At 63.5% G+C, this 21006-nt stretch carries 19 protein-coding genes; 10 read left to right on the top strand and 9 right to left on the bottom strand.

The window, feature by feature from the left end; translation table 11 throughout:
* Nucleotides 1-32: 32 nt before the first annotated feature.
* The gene (locus tag AC1DXM_RS11545; RefSeq protein ID WP_477233150.1) at nt 33-260 is read left to right on the top strand and encodes a hypothetical protein; all 228 of its coding nucleotides are present in this window, start codon (nt 33-35) and stop codon (nt 258-260) included.
* Nucleotides 261-378: 118 nt separating this feature from the next.
* On the opposite strand, the gene AC1DXM_RS11540 is transcribed toward AC1DXM_RS11545, so the two are convergent.
* The 6 genes from AC1DXM_RS11540 to AC1DXM_RS11515 form a co-directional block, all read right to left on the bottom strand.
* Nucleotides 379-612: a DUF680 domain-containing protein gene (locus tag AC1DXM_RS11540; protein WP_477233149.1), complete on the bottom strand. Its 234-nt coding sequence runs from the start codon at nt 610-612 to the stop codon at nt 379-381.
* A 194-nt stretch (nt 613-806) separates the two neighbouring features.
* On the bottom strand, nt 807-1451 hold the full coding sequence (locus AC1DXM_RS11535) for a TetR/AcrR family transcriptional regulator (RefSeq protein WP_477233148.1): 645 nt from the start codon (nt 1449-1451) through the stop codon (nt 807-809).
* Between the two features lie 124 nt (nt 1452-1575).
* Nucleotides 1576-2352 (bottom strand): SDR family NAD(P)-dependent oxidoreductase, encoded by a 777-nt coding sequence (locus tag AC1DXM_RS11530; RefSeq protein ID WP_477233147.1) that lies wholly within the window; start codon nt 2350-2352, stop codon nt 1576-1578.
* 17 nt (nt 2353-2369) lie between these two features.
* The gene (locus tag AC1DXM_RS11525) at nt 2370-3404 is read right to left on the bottom strand and encodes a phosphotransferase (protein WP_477233146.1); all 1035 of its coding nucleotides are present in this window, start codon (nt 3402-3404) and stop codon (nt 2370-2372) included.
* On the bottom strand, nt 3401-3895 hold the full coding sequence (locus tag AC1DXM_RS11520) for a MaoC family dehydratase (protein WP_477233145.1): 495 nt from the start codon (nt 3893-3895) through the stop codon (nt 3401-3403). Before AC1DXM_RS11520 ends, AC1DXM_RS11525 begins: the two co-directional genes overlap by 4 nt.
* Before the next feature lie 17 nt (nt 3896-3912).
* Nucleotides 3913-4728 (bottom strand): SDR family oxidoreductase, encoded by an 816-nt coding sequence (locus AC1DXM_RS11515; RefSeq protein WP_477233144.1) that lies wholly within the window; start codon nt 4726-4728, stop codon nt 3913-3915.
* Between the two features lie 139 nt (nt 4729-4867).
* Between AC1DXM_RS11515 and AC1DXM_RS11510 the strand changes: the two genes are divergently transcribed.
* From AC1DXM_RS11510 to AC1DXM_RS11495, 4 genes are read left to right on the top strand one after another with little or no spacing between them, the layout of a single operon-like run.
* The gene (locus AC1DXM_RS11510) at nt 4868-5509 is read left to right on the top strand and encodes a TetR family transcriptional regulator (protein WP_477233143.1); all 642 of its coding nucleotides are present in this window, start codon (nt 4868-4870) and stop codon (nt 5507-5509) included.
* Nucleotides 5506-6747, top strand: coding sequence for an acyl-CoA dehydrogenase family protein (locus AC1DXM_RS11505; protein WP_477233142.1), 1242 nt, complete (start codon nt 5506-5508; stop codon nt 6745-6747). Before AC1DXM_RS11510 ends, AC1DXM_RS11505 begins: the two co-directional genes overlap by 4 nt.
* Nucleotides 6748-6750: 3 nt before the next feature.
* Nucleotides 6751-7719, top strand: coding sequence for an NADPH:quinone oxidoreductase family protein (locus AC1DXM_RS11500; RefSeq protein WP_477233141.1), 969 nt, complete (start codon nt 6751-6753; stop codon nt 7717-7719).
* Between the two features lie 10 nt (nt 7720-7729).
* On the top strand, nt 7730-8767 hold the full coding sequence (locus AC1DXM_RS11495) for a zinc-binding dehydrogenase (RefSeq protein ID WP_477233140.1): 1038 nt from the start codon (nt 7730-7732) through the stop codon (nt 8765-8767).
* A 26-nt stretch (nt 8768-8793) separates the two neighbouring features.
* Here AC1DXM_RS11495 and AC1DXM_RS11490 read toward each other — a convergent pair whose 3' ends face one another.
* From AC1DXM_RS11490 to AC1DXM_RS11480, 3 genes are all read right to left on the bottom strand, one after another.
* Nucleotides 8794-11925 (bottom strand): efflux RND transporter permease subunit, encoded by a 3132-nt coding sequence (locus AC1DXM_RS11490; RefSeq protein ID WP_477233139.1) that lies wholly within the window; start codon nt 11923-11925, stop codon nt 8794-8796.
* A complete protein-coding gene (locus tag AC1DXM_RS11485) occupies nt 11922-13085 on the bottom strand; it encodes an efflux RND transporter periplasmic adaptor subunit (RefSeq protein WP_477233138.1) in 1164 nt (387 codons plus the stop codon). The genes AC1DXM_RS11490 and AC1DXM_RS11485 overlap by 4 nt, the downstream gene beginning before the upstream one ends.
* Nucleotides 13086-13253: 168 nt before the next feature.
* On the bottom strand, nt 13254-14078 hold the full coding sequence (locus AC1DXM_RS11480; protein WP_477233137.1) for a MurR/RpiR family transcriptional regulator: 825 nt from the start codon (nt 14076-14078) through the stop codon (nt 13254-13256).
* 145 nt (nt 14079-14223) lie between these two features.
* Between AC1DXM_RS11480 and AC1DXM_RS11475 the strand changes: the two genes are divergently transcribed.
* The 5 genes from AC1DXM_RS11475 (at nt 14224) to AC1DXM_RS11455 (ending at nt 20890) form a co-directional block, all read left to right on the top strand.
* Nucleotides 14224-15042 carry an N-formylglutamate amidohydrolase gene (locus AC1DXM_RS11475; protein WP_477233136.1) on the top strand — a complete coding sequence of 273 codons (819 nt, stop codon included), beginning with the start codon at nt 14224-14226 and terminating at the stop codon, nt 15040-15042.
* A gap of 21 nt (nt 15043-15063) precedes the next feature.
* Entirely contained in the window at nt 15064-16626 is a 1563-nt protein-coding gene (locus AC1DXM_RS11470; RefSeq protein WP_477233135.1) for an amino acid permease, read from the top strand.
* A gap of 84 nt (nt 16627-16710) precedes the next feature.
* Nucleotides 16711-18081 carry a glutamine synthetase family protein gene (locus tag AC1DXM_RS11465; RefSeq protein WP_477233134.1) on the top strand — a complete coding sequence of 457 codons (1371 nt, stop codon included), beginning with the start codon at nt 16711-16713 and terminating at the stop codon, nt 18079-18081.
* Nucleotides 18082-18310: 229 nt separating this feature from the next.
* Complete coding sequence (locus AC1DXM_RS11460) at nt 18311-19699, top strand: aldehyde dehydrogenase family protein (protein WP_477233133.1); 1389 nt, start codon at nt 18311-18313, stop codon at nt 19697-19699.
* Nucleotides 19700-19717: 18 nt separating this feature from the next.
* Nucleotides 19718-20890, top strand: coding sequence for an iron-containing alcohol dehydrogenase (locus tag AC1DXM_RS11455; RefSeq protein WP_477233132.1), 1173 nt, complete (start codon nt 19718-19720; stop codon nt 20888-20890).
* Nucleotides 20891-21006: the final 116 nt, after the last annotated feature.

Below are 21006 nucleotides of genomic sequence, written 5' to 3'. Positions count from 1 at the left end.
GTTCTGCTTGCGCCTGTCGAGGGAGAATGCCAATGCCGTCGAAATCCGCGCCGAAGTCAGCCAGGAAAACCGCGGCGGTCCGCTCGCTCGAACATGAACAGCACCACGAGGTGAGTGCCGAAGAGGAACTTGAGGAAGGTCTCGAGGACACGTTCCCGGCCAGCGATCCGGTGTCGATCACCGCGACCTCCATCTCCGGTGCGCCGGCAAGACCCGGCAAGACCAAGACCGTGCCAGGGCGGAAGCCGCGGAAGACATAGTCTCTCCGCTACGGCTTGAGTTCCCGAAAACCCGGCATGCGCCGAGGAAAAAGGGGCGGCCGGGACTTATCCTGCCGCCCTTAGTCGTTGTGCTGTTCGGTGGTCGAGCTTAATCACTTTAGAACGTGCTCGGCACGATCCACGGGTCGATCTCGATGCCGACGCGCGGGCCCTTGGCTTTGACGTCCGGCTTTTCGACCGAGCCGGTCACACCGCAATCGAGCTTGGCATTGGTCGTGGTGTCGACGCAGGTGGCAGCCGGGGCCTGCTTGGGCGAATGGTTGTCGCCGGCGGCGAAGGCCGAGCCGGAGAGCGCCAGCACAGCGGCGAGGGCGAGAAGGGTCTTGTTCATGTCAGTCTCCATCGGATAAATTGTTTTTGTACATGTACAATACAGTGTACACATACGTCCGAGGAAACGGGTTTTCAAGTCAGAAAACGTACACGTACGACAATTTTTTTGAACGCCGAAAATTGCGGCTGACTGACACAGCCGAAGCTGTCAGGCCGGACGTTCAATTGAAGGGGCGGGGGATACCCAGGTGCTCAGCAGTTGACCGGGGTCTTGGTCAGCGGTGGCACGTCCTGCGTGGTGAGCGAGGCAAGGGTGGAATCGCACATCCGCTTCACGAAAGCCTGCGGATCGCCAAAGGGGTAAAACGGAAAGGTAATGAGCAACGAGATGGTGCCGTGGCCGACCGCCCACAGCATGGTGGCGATCGCGCGCGCATCGCCGTGCAATTTGCCGGCGGCGACGCAAGCCTCGACCCTTGAGATCAGCGCTTTCATCGCCGGGTTGCCCTCTTCCATGTCCTCATAGCTTCTGCCCTCCGGCAGCTTGGTCTTTTCGGTCATGAAGACGGTACGGTATTCGTTGGGGTTGCCGAGCCCGAAGGCGGCATACTCGGTCATCACCGCCTTCAGCGCCTCGATCGGGTCGTCGGAGGGGTGCGCCTCGATGTTGCGGGCAAGTGTTTCGAACGCATCCTCGGCCAGCGCAAACAGGATGTCCTGCTTGTCGGCGAAGTAGGAATAGACCGACATCGGGGCGTAGCCGACCCGGTTGGCCAGCTTGCGGATCGTCAGGCCTTCATAGCCCTCTTCCTTGACGAGCTTGTGGGCTGCGTCGAGCAGCTCGGAACGCAGTTCGGCCTTTTGTTTTTCGCGGCGTTTCTGGACGCTCAGCGGCACGTGAGTCTGCCTTCATGTGGTGGGGTGTTGGCTAAATTATATACGCTGTACGAAAACGGACAAGGGCGCGGCAGGTTCCCATGCGGCAATGGTTACCAAATCTTGGGTTGCCAAATCGGGGCTATCAAATTGCGCCGACGCCGCCGTCCACAGCCAGCGTGTGGCCGGTCATGAAAGAATTGGCGGGTTCAGCGGCAAACAGGATGGCGGTCACGACCTCGTCCACTTCAGCCACCCGTTTCATCGGTACGCCGCGTGTCAACTCGGCCAGGGCTTCGGCCTCCGGCGCGCCTGAGATGCGCACGAAGCTGTCGACCATGGCCGTTCGCGTATGCGCCGGGCAGACGGCATTGACGCGTATGCCCTTGGTTGCGTATTCGGCCGCAGCCGACTTGGTCAGCCCGACGACGCCATGCTTGGCGGCGGCATAGACCGACAGTTTTGGCGCGCCGACCAGCCCGGCAATCGAGGCGATGTTGACGATGGCGCCGCCTTTCCCGTCCGATTTGAACTGCCGCTCCATCTGCGGGATCTGGTGCTTCATGGCATAGAAAACGCCGAGCAGATCGATCTCCAGCACCCGGCGCGCCTCGTCGGAGGCGACTTGCGGCAGGCGCACGAAACTCTGGACGATGCCGGCATTGTTGATGGCGATGTCCAGCCGGCCGAATTTATCGGCCGCCAGTTTCACCAGGTCCTCTGACAGTTTTTCGTCCGCTATGTTGCCAGCAAGGATGACTGTTTCGGCCTGCAGCGAGCCAGCCAGTTCGGCCAGCGCCTTTTCGTCGATGTCGGACAACACCAGGCGGGCGCCTTCAGCGGCAAAGCCTTTGGCAGCGCCGCGGCCGAGGCCGCCGGCGGCACCCGTGATCAGCACGGTCGCTCCGTCAAAACGGCCCATTATGCCTCCTTGTCGGTTCAGGTTCGGTCGATCAGTTTTCCGGCAAGATGCGACAGCAGCTTCACTGCCTCGCCATAAGTCTTGGCCTTTTCGGGATTGGAGGCGTTGCCGTCGAGCGCCCGTTTGTAGACACCCTGGCAGATGGCCGCCAAACGGAAGAAGGAGAAAGCGAGGAAGAAGCTCCAATTGTCGATGCCGGCCAGCCCGCGCCGCCGGCAATACGCCGTGACATAGGCTTCCTCAGAGGGCAGACCGAGCGCGGCGCGGTCGATACCGCCAAGCCCGCGAAAGCCCGAGGCGTGCGGCAGGCGCCATTGCATGCACTGGTAGGCGATGTCGGCGAAGGGGTGGCCGAGTGTCGACAGTTCCCAGTCGAGCACCGCCAGCACCTTTGGCTCACTGGCTGCAAAGATCATGTTGTCCAGCCGGTAGTCGCCATGCACCAACGAGACACGGCCGTCATCAGCCGGCATATGCGTCTCCAGCCAGGCGATCAGCCGGCCCATGTCGTCGACGGTGCCGGTCTCCGAGGCGCGATATTGGCTGGTCCAGCGGGCCAGCTGGCGTTCGAAGTAATTGCCCGGCCGGCCGAAATCGCCGAGCCCGACGGCTTCGACATCGACATCGTGCAGCGCCGCGAGCGTGGCGTTCATGGCGTCGTAGAGGACGGCGCGCTCATCGTTGCCGGCGGCTTCCGGTACGGCCGGATCCCAGAAGATGCGGCCGTCGAGGAACTCCATGACGTAGAACATGCGGCCGATCGGCGAATCTTCGCCCGACAGATGCAGCATTCTCGGCACCGGCACGGCGGTGCCGGCAAGCGCCTTCATCACGGTGAATTCGCGGTCGACCTGATGCGCCGATTTCAGCAGTTGGCCCGGCGGCTTGGCGCGCAGCACATAGCGGCCGCTGGCCGCAGTCAGCAGATAGGTCGGGTTCGACTGGCCGGATTTGAATTTTTCGATTGCCGAAAGCCCGGCGAAACCCGGGATGTGCGCCTCGAGATAGGGCGCTAGTGCTGTCTGATCCAGTGCATTCGCATCGCCGCTCATGCGGTCTCCGGCTCACGCTCGATCAGCGTCAGCGTCAGCCAGCGTGCGGTCAGCGCCGGCTTCTTCGAGCCCTCGATCTCGATGGTCACGTCATGCGCCGTCTGCACCCAGCCGGACGGCCGGACCTTGACGTCGGCCAGCACGAAACGGGTGCGGATGCGTGAGCCGGTCTTCACCGGCGCCAGGAAGCGCAGCGAATCGAAACCGTGGTTGACGCCCATCTTGCTCTTTTCCAGCGGCGGCATGGTCTCGAAGGTCATCGCCGAGAGCAGCGACAGCGACAGGAAGCCATGCGCAATGGTGCCGCCGAACGGCGTCTCCAGCCTGGCCCGCTCGGGGTCGCAATGGATGAACTGGTGGTCGTCGGTGGCGTCAGCGAACTGGTCGATCATGGTCTGCGTGACCACGCGCCAGGGTGAAACGCCGACTTCCTTGCCGACGCTGGCCAAAAGCACATCGAGACTGATCGGTTCCACTGCGACGTCCTCCATCTGCCGCCGACCGCGGCTCATTCCTTGAACAATGTCAGCCCATGCTGCACCGACTGCCCGCCGTCGATCGGCAGGATGGCGCCGGTGACATAGGAGCCGGCACGGCTGCACAAATAGAGCGTTGCGCCGCCAATGTCATCCGCCACGCCGATACGGCCGATGGGGACATGGCTGCCGACATGTTTGGCCTTTTCTTCCGTGCCGGTGGCAAAGGCGGTCATGCGGCTCTGGAAGGGGCCAGGAGCGAAGGCGTTGACGGTGATGCGCCGCGCCGCGAGTTCGATTGCCAGCGTGCGGGTCAGATGGTGAACGGCGCCCTTGGACGCCGTGTATGAGTACGCATCGTCGGCCAGCGGCTGCGTGCCCATCACCGAGCCAAGGTTGATGACGCGGGCCGGATCGGCGTCGCTGGCGGCGGCTTCCAGCAGCGGCAGCAATTCTCGCGTCAGATGAAAGACGGCGGTGACGTTGACGGCGAACACCTTGGCCCAGCCGTGGTAGGGAAAATCCTCGAGCGAGGCGCCCCAGGATATGCCGGCATTGTTGACGAGGATGTGCAGCTTTTCGGTGCGCGCCTTGACCTCGGCGACCAGCGCGGCAATGCCGGCCTCGGTGGAGACGTCACCGGCGAAGCCCTCGGCGCGGCCGGAGGCACCGAGCCCGTTCAACTCGGCCGCGACCTTGATGCAATCCTCGCCCTTGCGCGAAGCGATCATCACGGTGGCGCCGGCCTGGACCAGGGCGGTCGCAACCATGCGGCCGATGCCGGTCGCGGCTCCGGTCACCAGTGCGGTCTTGCCGGCAACTGAGAACAGCTCGTCGAGATAGCTCATCGATCCTCCCCCGCGGAAACGTCGCCTCGTTGGGCGGTTGTCGCATTGACAACATACCCGGTAGTATGTTGATCTTTTGCCCAGACGTAAAGGCCTTGAATGCAGCATCGCTGCGGAAGCAGGCGAAAGGCGAAAACCGATGCTCAGCGTCGAAGCTCCACTGCCCGATCGCCCGCGCGCCGATATCTTGCGCGCCGCCGCCCTCTGTTTCATGCAGCGCGGCTATACGGCGAGCTCCATCGACGACGTCGCGCGCAGCCTCGGCTCGACCAAGGGCCGCATCTACCACCACTATCCGTCCAAAGCCGATCTGTTCGCCGACGTGTTTCGCGCCGGCATGGACATGAATTTTGCGGCAATCGAGCCGGTGCGCGCGCAGCCAGGTCCGGCGATCGGACGGTGGCGCAAGATGGCTTCCATCCATTGCGGCCAGATGATCCGCACCAAGCCGTTCCAGCGTGTCGTCTGGGAAGGCGTCGAGCTCTATCTGCGCGGCGCGACGACGCCCGAACAGCGCGAGGAGTTCACCCGGCTGATGCAGTCGCGCGACGCTTACGGGCGCATCTTTCGCGAGGCGATCGCCGTCGCGCGCGACGAAGGCGACATGCGCTTCGACACGATCGGCATTGCCGAACAACTGATGTTCCTGACGCTGAACTCGCCGCTGTTCTGGTACACGCCGCGCCCGACAGAGACGGACGAGGATATCGAGGCAATTGTCGGCGAGGTCGTCGCGTTCGCGGCGCGCGGCCTGGGTGCGGCTGAGGAGAACACACGATGAGCGACATGAATCTCGGCATGACCGAGCGGCTGAAGCCGATCCACGCCCGCGTCGCCGCCATGGTGCGCGACGAGATCATGCCGCTCGACCATGAATTTCTGAGCGAGGTCGGCAAGGCCGGCGACCGCTGGGTCTACACAGCGCGGCAGACCGAAATTCTCGAAGGGCTGAAGAACAAGGCCAGGGAGCGCGGCCTGTGGAATTTCTGGCTGACCGGATCCGAGCGTGGCTATGGGCTCTCGACCGTCGAGTATGCCTATCTCGCGGAGGAGATGGGCAAGGCGCATCTGGGTGCTGAAACCTTCAACTGCTCGGCGCCCGACACCGGCAATATGGAGGTGCTGGAGCGCTACGGTTCGGCCGATCACAAGACGGCATGGCTGGAGCTGCTGCTCGATGGCAAGATCCGTTCGGCCTATCTGATGACCGAGCCGGATGTCGCCTCCTCCGACGCTACCAACATCGCCATGCGCTGCGAACGACAGGGCGACGACTATGTGCTCAACGGCGAGAAATGGTGGGCGTCGGGCGCCGGCGATCCGCGCTGCGCCATCTATGTCGTCATGGTGCGCACCGGCGGCGACAGCGAGCCGCAGCACCGCCGGCATTCGATGATCCTGGTGCCTTCCGACACCAAGGGCGTGACCAAGCTTCGACCGATGCAGGTCTATGGCGATGACGACGCGCCGCATGGCCACATGCACCTCCGCTTCGACAATGTGCGGGTGCCGGCCTCCAACCTGATCCTCGGCGAGGGCAGGGGGTTCGAGATCGCGCAAGGCAGGCTCGGGCCCGGCCGCATCCACCATTGCATGCGCGCCATCGGCCAGGCCGAGATGGCACTGGAGATGCTGTGCCAGCGCTCGGTGCGGCGCGAGGCCTTCGGCCAGCCATTGGCGAAGCTCGGCGCCAATTTCGACATCATTGCCGAATGCCGGATGGAGATCGAGATGGCGCGGCTGCTCTGCCTCAAGGCGGCGTGGATGATCGACCAGGGCGATGCGCGTGCCGCCGCCCCCTGGATCAGCCAGATCAAGGTCATCGCACCGCGCGTCGCGCTCAAGGTCACCGACGAGGCCGTGCAGATGTTCGGCGCGCAAGGCATCAGCCAGGACACGCCGCTGGCGCGTTCGTGGACACATCTGCGGACCCTGCGCCTCGCCGACGGGCCGGATGCGGTGCATCGCCGGCAAGTGGCGCGCACCGAGCTCAGGAAATACACGCAGGAAAAGGTGTGAGGCATGAAAGCCATCATCGCCCGCGAATTCGCGCCGCTCGACCAGCTCGTCTATGGCGACTGGCCGGAACCGCAGGCCAAGGACAACACCGTCGTCATCGAGGCCGAGGCGATCGGCGTCAACTACCCCGACGGGCTGCTGGTACAGGGCCTCTACCAGATGAAGCCGCCGCTGCCCTTCGTGCCCGGTATGGAGGTCGCGGGACGGGTGATCGCTGTCGGGCCGGGGGTGAAATCGGTCAAGGTCGGCGACCGCGTTGCCGCGCTCTCGACCCATGGCAGTTATGCCGAGCGGGTGGGCGCTGCCGAACCGTTCGTCATGCCTTTGCCGCCCGATATGCCTGCCGCTGACGCCTGCGCGCTGCTAGCCGGCTACGGCACGTCGCATTATGCGCTGAAGCAGCGCAGCGCGCTCAGGGAAGGCGAGACGCTTTGCGTGCTGGGCGCGGCCGGCGCCACCGGCATCGCCGCCATCCAGATCGGCAAGGCGCTTGGCGCGCGCGTCATCGGTGTCGCCTCGTCGGAGGAAAAACGCCGCATTGCCGCCGAAGCCGGCGCCGACATCGCGCTCGGCTACGACAACCTCAAGGAGGCGCTGAAAGAGGTCACCGGCGGCAAGGGCGTCGATGTCGGCTTCGATCCGGTCGGTGGCGAAACCTTCGACGTGCTCGCCCGCTCGATGGCGTGGAACGGCCGCCTGCTGGTCATCGGCTTTGCCTCGGGCGCCATCCCGCAATTCCCCGTCAACCTGGCGCTGGTCAAGGGCTTTTCTGTCGTCGGTGTGTTTTGGGGCGCGTTCACGGCCAAGGAGCCGCACGTCTATGCCGACAATATGAAGGAGCTGGTCGGTTGGTACCTCGCCGGCAAGGTCCGGCCGGTGATCGAAGGCACCTATCCGCTTGCCGATGCAGCCGCCGTGCTGACACGCGTGCTCGGCCGTGGTTCCTCCGGCAAGCTCATCCTCAAACCTTAAGGAGCCCGCCATGGCCGTCCCCTCCGACATGAAAGCACTGCTGCTCACCGGCGACGGCTATACCCGGACGCCGACTGGCACAGTGCTGGAAGCGATGGAGCCGTATCTCCAGCCGGGCAGGATCGGCGTGCCGACGCCCGGACCGAGCCAGGTGCTGATCAAGGTCGGCCTCGCCTCGATCAATCCGTCCGATGTCATGTTCATCAAGGGCCAGTACGGCCAGCCACGCGCCAAGGGCCAGCCAGCCGGTTTCGAAGGCGTCGGCACCATTGTCGCCACGGGCGATGAGCCTTATCCCAAAACCCTGGCCGGCAAGCGCGTCGCCTTTGCCACCGGTGTCACCAACTGGGGCTCCTGGGCCGAATACGCGGTCGCGGAAGCCGCCGTCTGCATCCCGCTGCTCGACACCGTCCGCGACGAGGACGGTGCGGCATTGATCGTCAACCCGCTGACCGCGCTCGCCATGTTCGACATCGTCAAGGAGGCCGGCGAAAAAGCCTTCATCATGACTGCGGGCGCCAGCCAGCTGTGCAAACTGATTGCGGGCCTCGCCAAGGAGGCGGGGTATCGGCCGATCGTCACCGTGCGCCGCGACGAACAGATCCCGCTACTGAAAGAGATTGGCGCTACCCATGTGCTCAACGAGAAGGCGCCGGACTTCAAGGCGGCGCTACGCGAGGTGGTCAAGACCGAACAGCCGCGCATCTTCCTCGACGCGGTGACCGGGCCGCTGGCGTCGGCCATCTTCGACGCCATGCCGAAGCGCGCGCGCTGGATCATCTATGGCCGGCTCGACCCCGACACCACTGTCATCCGCGAGCCCGGCCAGATGATCTTCCAGCACAAGCACATTGAAGGCTTCTGGCTGGTCGAATGGATGCGCCAGTTCCGCGACAAACGCGGCCCTGCGATTATGGAAGCACAGAAGCGCTTTTCCGACGGCCGCTGGTCGACCGATGTGACCGCGGTGCTGCCGCTGGACGAGGCGATGGCGAAGGTGCCAGTGGAACTGGCCAAGCCGAACGGGAAAGTGTTTTTGAAGCCGTGACGTTTTTTACCCTCCCCCAACGCTGATCATTCTGCCGGCTTCACATTCGTATACGCCGCCTCTTCCAGCTCGCGCTTCAGCCTCGCCTCCTCATGCGTCTTGGGCGTGACGAAGCGACCGAGCAGGAGATAGGCGACCGGGGTCAGGAACAGCGTCGAGACGGTGGCTAGCCCCAGCCCGCCGACGATCACCCAGCCAAGCGCGATGCGCGCTTCGGCGCCGGCGCCGGTGGCCAGCACCAGCGGCACGCCGCCGAGGATGGTGCAGATCATGGTCATCATCACCGGCCGCAGGCGGATGATCGAGGCCTGCTCGATCGCCTCGCGCACGCCGAGCCCACGGTCGCGCAGTTGGTTGGCGAATTCGACGATGAGGATGCCGTTCTTGGCCATGACGCCGACCAAAAGCACCAGGCCGATCTGGCTATAGGCGTTGAGGCTGGTCCCTGACAAAAGCAGGGCAAAGATCGCGCAGGCAAGGCCGAGCGGCACCGTCGCCATGATGATGACGGCGCTGACGAAGCTTTCGAACTGGGCGGCAAGCACCAGCAGGATGATGACCAGGGCGAAGCCGAAAATGGTGACCATGGCGCTGTTGGTTTCGCCCAGCGTCGCGGCTTCCGCCAGTGGCAGGATGCGGCTGCCCGGCGGCAGCAGAGGCGTGGCGATCTGCTCGGCGACCCCAAGCGCATCGCCAAGCGCGAAATTGCCGTTCAGATTGGAGGTGATCGCCACCGAGGGCTGCTGCTGTTCGCGCGTCAGCGACGGCGGTACGGCGCGCTCGGTCAGCGTGGCGATGGTCGACATCGGCACGAAACGACCGTCGGCTGTTTTCAGGAAGATGTTTTCCAGATCGGTCGGGTCGTTGATCGGATTGGTGGTCGAAACCAGCTTCACGCCATAGCTGCGGTCGGCGATGTAGACGTCGACGACATCATTGCCGTCGAGCATCGCCTGCAGCGTGTTGGCAAGCCCGGTGATGTCAATGCCGAGGTCGGAGGCGCGCTCGCGGTCGATGGCGACGGCCAGCTGTGGCTGCGTCGGGTCGACGGAGAGGCGCGGGTTCTGGAAGCGCGGGTCGGCCTGCATCTGGGCGATGATCTTGACCGCCGCGCCGCCCAGCGCCTTGCGGTCATTACCGACCAGCGCGAATTGCAGGCCGTTGCCTGCGCCTCTGATGCCGAGGCTGTTGGCCTGCACCGGGAAGATGCGCACGGATGGCACCTGCCGGGTCAGCTGGGTGATCTCGGCCATGATTTCCTGCTGGCTGCGCGCACGCTCGTCCCACGGCGCCAGCGTCATCACCATGAAGCCTGAGTTGTAGGCGCCGTTCTGGCCGGCATTTTCGAAGGTTGAGACGATCTCGCCGGAATCGCGCAGCGGCTGGATCAGCCGCTCGATCTTCTGCATCTGTTGCGCGGTGTAGTCGAGGCTGACGCCTTGCGGCGCGTTGATGCGCAAAAGCACGACGGCGCGGTCCTCGCTCGGCGTCAATTCCTGGCGGATGGTGCCGAACAAAGTGAAGGCGGTGGCGGCGAACAGCACCGCGACCAGAAGCACGATCCACGGTGCGCCGAGGCAGGCATGCAGGCCACGTTTGTAGGCTGAATTCAGCGCGCCGCCGATGCGGGCGCCAATGCCGTGGCTGCCTTCGTGGTGGAGCGAGGCGCCGGTCAGCATGCGCGAGGCCAGCATCGGACACAGCGTCAGCGCTACCACGCAGGAGAGCAGCACCGACATAGCGAGCACGAAGCCGAATTCGCGGAACAGGCCGCCGGTCTGTCCGGGCAGGAAGGAGATCGGCACGAAGACGGCGACCAGCGTCAATGTCGTGGCGATGACGGCGAAAAACACCTCCTGCGCGCCGAGCACGGCGGCGGCACGCGGCCCCATGCCTTCGTTGCGCCGTCGCACGATGTTTTCCAGCACGACGATGGCGTCGTCGACGACGAGGCCCGTCGCCAGCACCAGCGCTAGCAAGGTCAGGATGTTGATCGAGAAGCCGGCGAGATAGATGGCGGCGATGGTGCCGATCATGGCGACCGGCATCGACAGGCCGGGGATCAGCGTTGCGCGCCAGTCGAGCAGGAAGACATAGATGACGATCAGCACCATGGAAATCGACAGGCCGAGCGCGATCTCGACCTCATGCACGGCGCCGTTGACGAAGACGGCGTCGTCGCTGGTGATCTTGATCGACATGCCCTTGGGCAGGTTTTCCTGCAGCGTGGCGACGGCCGCCTTCACGCCGGTGGAAATATCCAGCGTGTTCGATTCCGCCTGGCGGATGATGCCAAGGCCGATGCCGGTCTTGCCGTCGGAGCGCAATGAGGTCTGGCCGATGTCGGGGCCGAGCGTGACGGTGGCGACATCGCGGATGCGCGTCGTGCCGCCGATGATGATGTTTTCGAACTCTTCCGGCGTCGTCACATCGGCTGTGGTGCGAACGATCAAGTCCTGGTTGGTGGTGGTGATCGAACCGGCCGGCGAATCGAAGGCCACAGAGCCAAGTGCCGCCCTCAAATCGGCGACGGTGAAGCCTAGGCTCGCCAGCTTGTTCTGGTCGACGTCGATGCGGAAGATCTTGTCGCGATCGCCATAGACCTGGACGTCGGCGACGCCGGGCACGGCGGCCAGTTCGTCCTCGATCTGGTCCTGGACGATCACCGTCATGTCCTGCACCGACATGCTATCGGAGGTGACGGCCAGCCGCATCACCGGATCGGAGTTCGCGTCGGCTTTGACGATGCGCGGCGGATCGGCGGTGTCCGGCATCTGGTTGGCGACACGGCCGACGGCGTCGCGCACATCGGAGGCGGCGACGTTCAGATCGACGCCGTCATTGAACTCGATGGTGACGCGGCTCTGGCCGAAGGACGAGGTCGACGAGATCGACTTGACGCCGGAGACGCGCGCGACCGCGCCCTCGATCGTGTCGGTCAGCTCGCGGTCGACCGTTTCGGCGGCAGCACCTTCGAACGCCGTCGACACGGTGACGACGGCGCGGTCGACATCGGGCAGTTCGCGGATCTCGACGCCGTAGAAGGCGGCAAGGCCGGCCACCGCAATCAGCGTGTTGAGCACGAAGGCCATGACCGGCCTGCGGATGAAGAGCGCGGTGAAGCCGGTTTCGCTGGCGGCGTTGGCGGTTGCGGTCATGAGCCTTCGGCGGCGTTGGCGGCGCGCTGGGCCTGGCCAGCTATGCGGACCTCGCCGCCTTCGCTGACGCTCTGGGTGCCTTCGGTGACCACCATGTCGCCGTCCTCGATGTCGGCGTCGATCAGCACGGTCTCGGTGTTGCGCTGGATGATGCGCACGGGAACGCGCCTGGCCTTGCCATCCTCGACCTGCCAGACATAGGCGCCGTCGGAGCCCCACAGGATCGCCAGCGGGCTAACCGCCGGATAGGTGTCGCCGGGGAAGCGCATGGTGATGCCGAACGACATGCCGGCGCGTAGCGAATCCGCCGGGTTGGCGATCGCCGCCTTGACCAGAAGGGTGCGGCTCTTTTCGTCGATATGGTTGTCGATGGCCGACACCGTGCCGGTATAGGCTTTGCTCGGATTGGCGATCGGCGTCGCCGACAGCTGCGCGCCGACCTTGACGGCGGCGGCAAAGCGCTCCGGCACCAGGAACTCCACCAGGATGGAAGAGCGGTCGTCGAGCGTGGCGATCGCCGACTGGCTGGTCACGTAATTGCCGGCCGATATCGGCAGGATGCCGACCGTGCCGGCGATCGGCGCCACGATCGAGCGGCGCTGCAGGGCAAGTTCAGCATCGCGAAGTACCAGTTTGGCGACCGCCAGCACCACTTCGGCATCGGCGACGGCGACCGGTGTCGCGGCGTTGGAAGCCCGCAGCGATATCACCCTGTCGAGCTTGTTCTGCGAGTCCTGTACGACGAGCTTGGCACGATCCTGAGCGATCACCTCGGTTTCGGAATCGAGGACGGCGATGATCTGTCCCTTGTCGACACGGGTGCCGGACTGGACCAGGAATTCAACGAGCCGGCCTGAGCTGTAAGGGTTGACCGTCACCGAAGCGTTGGCGCGGCCGGTGCCGATCGCCTGCAGGCGATCGTTGATGGTTGCGGTGCCCGCCGGCAAGACAACGACATTTGCCGGCCGCGCGGCGGCGTTGCGGCCGCCTGCCTGTTTCGTTGTATCGACCGCGCCGGTTGTGGCGGGTGCCGAGGCATAGGCCCAGTCGATGCCCCAGCGTGCCAGAACCTCCGGCGCGCCTGGAAAGAAGCGCGCCCAGGCCAGGACAGCCGCGACCAGGATCACAAGCGCAAAAACGATCTGTTTCCAGGCGGCCATCGGCACTCCGGTAGGCAAAATCGACCGGTTTCCCCAAGCAAAAAACGCGCAGCGACGCACCCGGTATGCGCGAAGCCACGGCAATATCATGGCTTTATGGCAATTCTGCCGCGGCCATGCACATTAAATCTGCGTAACGTTGCGCGCCTGAGGCCGGGATTGAGGCTGTCAGCGCAGGCTTTCCAGGTCGCGGATGCGCCTGGCGCTATCGGCCTCGAGCTGCCGGGTGACAGCACTGATCAGCGTCTCGGCGACGACGAACAATGCCGCCGAGGAATCCCATGCCGAAGGCACCGCGGTGCGGCCGGCGATGACATGGCGGGCGAAGCGGGCGATCGGCGACAGCCACTGGTCCGTGAACAGAACGATCTGCACGCCGCGCTGATGCGCCGTCTCGGCGAAGCGCACCAGGCTGTCCTGGTAGCGCCTTATGTCGAAGATCACCAGCACGTCGCGCTTGCCCATGTCGATCAGCCGGTCGCGCCAGATGCTCTCCTGGCCGGCGAGGTGATAGACATCGGGCTGGATGATGGCGAGGTGGGCGGCCATGTAACGCGCCAGCGGATCGGTGAAGCGGCCGCCGATCAGGAAGGTCTTGCCGCGTCGCTCGGCAAGCCTGGCGGCGATATCGGCAAGCTGCCTGTCGGAGAGATGCCGGAAGGTCTCGCGCAAGTTTTCCAGCGTCGCTTCCAGCATCGGCGATATCGCACCGCTTGGGGACGCCGGGTTGAGCGTGCGCGATGCCGGCGACTGCAACTGCGCCGCCAGCTCGTCCTGCAACGCCGACTGGAATTCGGGATAGTTCTGGAACCCCAGCCTGGAGACAAAGCGCAGGATGGTCGGCGACGATACGCCGGCAGCAGTCGAGAACTCGGCGACCGTCTTCAGCCCGATCAGCGGATAGTTGGCGATCAACGTCTGCGCGGCGCGGCGCTCGCCGGCCGGCATCGTACCGATGCGGTCCGAAATCAGTTCGGCAATGCTGGAAATCATGGTTTTCCCCACCCTTGGCCATGTCTACACCGCTTCCCCGAAATCGCGTTTGACAAAGCCGGATAAACTGTATGAAATCATCCACAGGGACGCAATGAGGCAAAATACGTAACATAAGATACAGCGCTCCCCAGGGGACGGCAGTATGGAGAGAGCACGGCCCGCCAGCCTTGCATCGTCTGATACCGTAGGGGTGACGAATCCCGGGGGGTCCAGCCCTTTCGTGCTGACCTGCGACCACTCTTCCAATTTCCTGCCGGCTGAATTCGGCACGCTCGGCCTGCCCGCCGAAGATCTTTCCCGCCACATCGCCTGGGACCCGGGCGCGTTGCCGGTGGCCCGCCGCATGGCTGAAGCGCTCGATGCGACGCTCATCGAAACCCGCATCTCGCGTCTCATCGTCGACTGCAACCGTCCGCTCGACGCGCCCGACCTGGTGCCGCCGGTCAGCGAGACGACGATCATTCCAGGTAATGCCGGCCTGTCGGATACGCAGCGCGCCGAGCGCATCGCTTTGTCGTGGCAGCCCTTCCATGGCGCGGTGGCAAATATCATCGACAAAAGGTTGGCACGCGGCCAGGAAACGCGGCTGGTTTCAGTCCATTCCTTCACCCCGGTCTACAAGGGTAAAAACCGGCCCTGGCACATCGGCATCATCCATGACGAGGATCGCCGGTTGGCGTCACCGCTGATCGCCGCGCTTAAGCGACTTGCCGGCGTCACCGTCGGCATCAACGAGCCCTATTCGCCGGCCGACCGAGTCTATTTCACACTGGAACGCCATGCGCGCTCGCGCGGCCTGCCTTGCGCGATGATCGAAATCCGCAATGATGAAATCTCCGGCGAAGCCGGGCAGCGGAAATGGGCGGATCTGCTCACAGGCATTTTTCTGGATCTGGAGCCCGAGGCGGCCAGGGGCTCTCGACAACGTGCAATGGGAAAGTCAGTTCAATCGGCCAGCTAAGAACTTAAAAAGGGGACAAAAATGTCAGCGCAAGACTACACGGAAGTCGACAAGAAGGAGGATCTGAAGGTCCTCCACGGAATGGGCTATGCCCAAGAATTGTCGCGAAGCATGAGTCGCTTCTCGAATTTTGCCATCTCGTTCTCGATTATCTGCATCCTCTCGGGTGGTATCAATTCCTTCGCCCAGGCCACGTCGTCGATCGGCGGCGCCGGCGCCGGCATCGGCTGGATCGTCGGCTGTGCCGTCTCCGGATTTTTCGCGCTCGCCATGGCGCAGATCGCTTCGGCTTTTCCGACCGCCGGCGGTCTCTATCATTGGGCGTCCATTCTGGGGAACCGATTCACCGGCTGGCTCACCGCCTGGCTCAACCTGCTCGGCCTGATCACCGTGCTCGGCGCGATCAATATCGGCACTGCTTTCTTCTTTGTCGGAACGTTCGGCAGCTGGTTCGGCATCACCGGCACGCCGGGCGAGATCGTAGGGTTCGTCGCCTTCATCACCGTGCTGCAGGCGCTGTGCAACCATTTCGGCATCAAGCTGACCGCCATGCTGACGGACGCTTCCGGATTCATCATCCTCGGAACGACAGCGGTACTGATCGTGGCTTGCCTGGTGTTTGCTCCGGCGATCGACATCACGCGGCTGTGGACCTTCACCAACTATTCGGGTGACGCAGGTGGTGGTGTGTTCCCGCAGACCGATTCCATGAGCTACCTCTTCCTGCTGTGCCTGCTTCTGCCGGTCTACACCATCACCGGATATGATGCGTCGGCCCACACGTCGGAAGAGACGCTGAAGGCGGCGCACTCCGTTCCGCGAGCGATCGTCTCGTCCGTGGTCTGGTCCTCGCTAATCGGCTGGGTGATGCTGTGCGCCATCGTTCTGGCGATCCCGGATCTAGCGGCAGGCGCCAAGCAGGGCTGGACCGTGTTCTTCGCAACCATGGACGCGATCCTGCCGGTATGGCTGAAGGAACTGCTTTATCTGGGAATCCTGATAGCCCAGTTCCTGTGCGGTCTCGCCACGGTGACTTCGGCCTCGCGCATGCTGTTTGCCTTCTCTCGCGACGGCGGCATGCCGGTCGGCTCGGCTTCGCTGGCGAAGGTCAGCCCGACCTGGCGCACGCCCGTCCATGCGATCTGGACGGCTGCGGCCCTCGAGATCATCTATGTCTTTCTTGCTCAGTTCATTTCGATCGGCGGCACCAACATCTACACCATCGTCGTTAACTCGACGCTGGTGTTCCTGTTCCTATCGTTCATCATTCCGATCGTGCTCGGCATGCTGGCTTACGGGACGGCGAAATGGCCTAAGCCGGGCCCGTGGAATCTCGGCGCCGGGCTGTTCAAGCTGTTTTGCATCCTGTCGGTTATCGGCATGGTGATCATTTTCTACATCGCCATCCAGCCGCCGAACGACAAGGTGCTCTACATCACCTTGGCCTTCATTGTGCTGACCGCCGTGCTTTGGTTTGGTTTCGAGAACCGCCGCTTCCAGGGCCCGCCGATCGGCGATCAGATAGCCAAGCGCCAGGCAGCAATCGCGGCTGCCGAGGTGGCGATAGGCGAGGCCGGCCACTGACACTCCCTATCATGACCATGGCCGGCACGTTGCCGGCCATGGTTTCGTTTACCCTCAATCGTCCAGCGCTGGAGTGCCAAAGGAATGGCCGGAAATTTCTCGTTCGATCAGTTGAAGAAAGCGGTCTCCAATGGCGAGATCGACACGGTGCTGGCCTGCATCGTCGACATGCAGGGGCGGCTCGCGGGAAAGCGTTTCCTGGCGCAGTACTTCGTCGATTCCGCCCATGACGAGACGCACGGCTGCAACTATCTGCTCGCCGCCGACATCGATATGGAGCCGGTGCCGGGCTACAAGGCGGCAAGCTGGTCGAAGGGCTATGGCGACTTCGTCATGAAGCCGGATCTGGCGACACTGCGGCGCCTTCCGTGGCTGGAAAAGACAGCACTCGTGATCTGCGACGTGCTCGACCACCAGACCCATGACGACCTGCCGCATTCGCCGCGCGCCATCCTGAAGAAGCAGGTCAAGCGGCTGACGGAGCGTGGCTATATCGGCTACTTCGCCTCCGAGCTTGAATTCTATCTGTTCAACGAGACCTACGATTCCGCCCGCAAGAAGCATTGGCAGGGCCTCGACACTGCCTCGCCCTATATCGGCGATTACCAGATCGGTATCACCACCAAGGAAGAAGGCGTCATGCGCCGGCTTCGCAACGAGATGGAGGCCGCCGGCATCCCGATCGAAAACTCCAAGGGCGAATGGGGTCCGGGCCAGGAAGAGATCAATGTGCGCTATGCCGAGGCGCTCGACATGGCCGACCGCCACGTCATCCTGAAGAACGGCGCCAAGGAAATCGCCGAGTCCGAAGGCAAGTCGATTTCCTTCATGTCGAAGTACAATTATGGGCTCGCCGGCAATTCCAGCCACATCCACAATTCGCTGTGGAGCGCCGACGGCAAGACGCCGCTGTTCTTCGACAAAAAGGCGGACTGGACTTTGTCGACGCTCGGCCAGCAATGGGCGGCCGGTCAGCTGAAATACGCCAAGGAGTTCACCTGGTTCCTGGCGCCCTACATCAATTCCTACAAACGCTTCCAGGCCGGCACCTTCGCGCCGACCAAGATCATGTGGAGCGAGGACAACCGCACCGCCGGCTTCCGCCTCTGCGGCGAGGGCACCAAGGGCATCCGCATGGAATGCCGCATCGGCGGCGCCGACCTGAACCCGTATCTGGCCTTCGCCGCGTTGATCGCAGCCGGCCTTGCCGGCATCGACGAGAAGCTCGAACTGCAAAAGCCGTTCGTCGGCGATGCCTATCAGGCCTCGCGCCTGCCCGAGATTCCGAAGACGCTTCGGGACGCCACCGAGACGCTGGCCAAGTCGAAGATGCTGAAGCAGGCGCTCGGCGACGACGTGCTCGAACATTATGTCCACACCGCGAAGTGGGAGCAGTTCGAATACGACCGCCGCATTACGGATTGGGAACTGCACAGGGGGTTCGAGCGGTACTAGGATAGCCTGCGAAACGTCGGCGCTGCCCCTCACCCTTACCTATTCCGGGGCGAGCCGCTTGTCTCGCCCGTCCTTCGGACCCCCGTGAAGAACGGGGAGAGGGGGGGGCGCGACGTTGGAGCTTTCCCTTCTCCCTGTCGCTATACGGGGAGAAGGTGCCGGTAGGCGGATGAGGGGCAGCACAAAGCCAGATGATTTTCGATTTCAAAGAAGTGCGAGGACTTAAACGATGACCGAAACGGTCAAACTCAAATCCCCCATCGATGGCTCTATCTATGCGGAGCGGCCGATCGCGACCGACCAGGCGATCAATGCGGCGGTCGAGCGCGCCAAGGCGGCGCAGGAGAAGTGGGCGCTGACACCGATCGTAGAGCGCGGCAAGTATATGCTGGCGATGCTCGAAGCGTTGGTCGCGATGACCGACGAGATCGTGCCGGAGATCGCCTGGCAGATGGGGCGCCCGGTGCGTTATGGCGGTGAGTTCGGCGGCGTCAAGGAACGCACCAATTACATGGTCGAGATTGCTGACGCTGCGCTCAAATCCGTGCCGGCCTCCAACCCGAAGGACGGCTTCCGCCGCTATGTGAAGAAGGATCCGCTCGGCGTCGTCATGGTGATCGCGCCGTGGAACTATCCTTATCTGACCGCGGTCAACACTATCGTGCCGGCGCTGATGGCTGGCAACACGGTCATCCTGAAGCATGCGGCGCAGACGCTGCTGGTCGGTGAACGTTTTCAGCAGGCTTTCGACAAGATTGGGCTGCCCAAGGGCGTGTTCCAGAATGTCGTGCTCAACCACGCTCAGACCGAAAAACTGCTCGGCTCGGGCAAGATCGACCATGTCAACTTCACCGGCTCGGTCGGCGGTGGCCGCGCCATCGAGAAGGCGGCGGCCGGCACCTTCATGACACTCGGCCTCGAGCTCGGCGGCAAGGACCCGGCCTATGTGCTGCCTGACGCCAAACTCGATCATGCGGTGGCCAATCTGGTCGACGGCGCCTTCTACAATTCCGGCCAGTGCTGCTGCGGCATCGAGCGCGTCTATGTGCATGAGAAGGTCTACGACCAGTTCGTCGAAGGCTTCATTGCAGAGACGAAGAACTATGTCGTCGGCAATCCGCTGGAGCAGGCGACGACAATGGGGCCGATGGCGCAGGCGCGTTTCGCCGACCTGATCCGCGAGCAGAAGGCCGAGGCGCTGCGCAAAGGCGCGGTAGCACATATCAATATGAAGGTGGCTAATGACCAAGCCGGCTCGCCCTACCTGGCGCCGGAAGTGCTGACCAGTGTCGACCACCAGATGAGCGTCATGCGCGAGGAAAGCTTTGGCCCGATCGTCGGCATCATGAAGGTGCGCAACGACGAGGAGGCGATCGCGCTGATGAACGACAGCCCCTATGGGCTGACGGCCTCGATCTGGACGCGCGACACGGAGCACGCCATCGCGATCGGCGACCGCGTCGAGACCGGCACGGTGTTCATGAACCGCTGCGACTATCTCGATCCGGCGCTGGTGTGGACCGGCGTCAAGGACACCGGCAAGGGCGTTGCCCTGTCGGCGCTCGGCTACGACAATCTGACCCGGCCGAAATCCTTCCACCTGCGCGAAGCCATCTGATTTTTTGAAAGACAAGACATGTCCAAGCTGATCTCCAAATGGAACTACCCGACCACCGTCCGCTTCGGCGCCGGGCGCATCAAGGAATTGCCCGAGGTGCTTGCGGCCACCGGCATCAAGCGGCCGCTCTTCGTCACCGATCCGGGCCTGGCGAAACTGCCGGTCGTCGCTTCGACGCTAAAGATCCTCGACGACGCCAAGGTGCCTTATGGCGTGTTTTCCGAGGTGAAGCCGAACCCGGTCGATTCCAACCTGACCGCCGGCATTGCCGTGTTCAAGAAAGGCAAGCATGACGGCGTCATCGCCTTCGGTGGCGGTTCGGCGCTCGATCTCGGCAAGCTGATCGCCTTCCAGGCCGGGCAGACGAGGCCCGTCTGGGACTTCGAGGATGTCGGCGACTGGTGGACGCGCGCCAATTCGGATGCCATCGCGCCGATCATTGCCGTGCCGACCACCGCCGGCACCGGCTCCGAAGTCGGCCGCGCCGGTGTCATCACCAATGAGGCGACGCACACCAAGAAGGTGATCTTCCATCCGAAACTTTTGCCGGCAATCGTCATTGCCGACCCGGAACTTTCGGTCGGCATGCCCGGCTTCATCACCGCCGGCACCGGCATGGATGCGCTGGCGCACTGTCTCGAAGCCTATTGCGCGCCGGGCTATCATCCGATGGCCGACGGCATTGCCGTCGAAGGTATCCGGCTGGTGTTCGAGAATCTGCCCAAGGCTTATGCCAACGGCAAGGACCTGGTCGCCCGTGCCCATATGATGAGCGCGGCCGCCATGGGCGCCGCGGCCTTCCAGAAGGGGCTTGGCGCCATCCATTCGCTGTCGCACCCGATCGGCGCGCTCTACGACACCCATCACGGCATGACCAATGCGGTGTTCATGCCTTACGTCCTGGCCTTCAACCGGGACTCGATCGAGGAGCGCATCGCCCGGCTTGCCGCCTATTGCGGCATCAAGGGCGGCTTCGACGGCTTCGCCAAAGCGATCATCAAGCTGCGCAAGGAGCTGAAGGTGCCGCATGCGCTGCCCGGGCTGATCAAGGGGCTCGACATGGACAAGAAGCGCAAGGGGCTGATCGCCGACATGGCGGTGGTCGATCCGACCGCCGGCGGCAATCCGGTCAAGCTGACCAAGAAGGCGGCGCTGACGCTGCTCGAAAACGCCATTGCCGGCACCGTCTGAGGCGGAGTGCGGTGCCGGAACTTGATCTGGAAACGAGGGGAAAGGAAGGGCAAGGGGTAGGAGACAAGGCGATAAACCATTAGCCGGAAAATTAAGTGCGGGCTAATTGCTACAGC

The organism is Mesorhizobium sp. P3_A2 (genome assembly GCF_056403115.1).
This window is presented reverse-complemented; position numbering and strand designations above follow the sequence as displayed.

Bases quoted from the DNA above. Each gene is read 5' to 3' on its own strand.
- AC1DXM_RS11465 (WP_477233134.1), top strand. From the start codon at position 16,711: ATGGCCGGAAATTTCTCGTTCGATCAGTTGAAGAAAGCGGTCTCCAAT.
- AC1DXM_RS11545 (WP_477233150.1), top strand. From the start codon at position 33: ATGCCGTCGAAATCCGCGCCGAAGTCAGCCAGGAAAACCGCGGCGGTC.
- AC1DXM_RS11530 (WP_477233147.1), bottom strand. From the start codon at position 2,352: ATGGGCCGTTTTGACGGAGCGACCGTGCTGATCACGGGTGCCGCCGGC.
- AC1DXM_RS11520 (WP_477233145.1), bottom strand. From the start codon at position 3,895: ATGGAGGACGTCGCAGTGGAACCGATCAGTCTCGATGTGCTTTTGGCC.
- AC1DXM_RS11475 (WP_477233136.1), top strand. From the start codon at position 14,224: ATGGAGAGAGCACGGCCCGCCAGCCTTGCATCGTCTGATACCGTAGGG.
- AC1DXM_RS11540 (WP_477233149.1), bottom strand. From the start codon at position 612: ATGAACAAGACCCTTCTCGCCCTCGCCGCTGTGCTGGCGCTCTCCGGC.
- AC1DXM_RS11485 (WP_477233138.1), bottom strand. From the start codon at position 13,085: ATGGCCGCCTGGAAACAGATCGTTTTTGCGCTTGTGATCCTGGTCGCG.
- AC1DXM_RS11490 (WP_477233139.1), bottom strand. From the start codon at position 11,925: ATGACCGCAACCGCCAACGCCGCCAGCGAAACCGGCTTCACCGCGCTC.
- AC1DXM_RS11525 (WP_477233146.1), bottom strand. From the start codon at position 3,404: ATGAGCGGCGATGCGAATGCACTGGATCAGACAGCACTAGCGCCCTAT.
- AC1DXM_RS11500 (WP_477233141.1), top strand. From the start codon at position 6,751: ATGAAAGCCATCATCGCCCGCGAATTCGCGCCGCTCGACCAGCTCGTC.
- AC1DXM_RS11480 (WP_477233137.1), bottom strand. From the start codon at position 14,078: ATGATTTCCAGCATTGCCGAACTGATTTCGGACCGCATCGGTACGATG.
- AC1DXM_RS11455 (WP_477233132.1), top strand. From the start codon at position 19,718: ATGTCCAAGCTGATCTCCAAATGGAACTACCCGACCACCGTCCGCTTC.
- AC1DXM_RS11515 (WP_477233144.1), bottom strand. From the start codon at position 4,728: ATGAGCTATCTCGACGAGCTGTTCTCAGTTGCCGGCAAGACCGCACTG.
- AC1DXM_RS11495 (WP_477233140.1), top strand. From the start codon at position 7,730: ATGGCCGTCCCCTCCGACATGAAAGCACTGCTGCTCACCGGCGACGGC.
- AC1DXM_RS11460 (WP_477233133.1), top strand. From the start codon at position 18,311: ATGACCGAAACGGTCAAACTCAAATCCCCCATCGATGGCTCTATCTAT.
- AC1DXM_RS11510 (WP_477233143.1), top strand. From the start codon at position 4,868: ATGCTCAGCGTCGAAGCTCCACTGCCCGATCGCCCGCGCGCCGATATC.
- AC1DXM_RS11505 (WP_477233142.1), top strand. From the start codon at position 5,506: ATGAGCGACATGAATCTCGGCATGACCGAGCGGCTGAAGCCGATCCAC.
- AC1DXM_RS11470 (WP_477233135.1), top strand. From the start codon at position 15,064: ATGTCAGCGCAAGACTACACGGAAGTCGACAAGAAGGAGGATCTGAAG.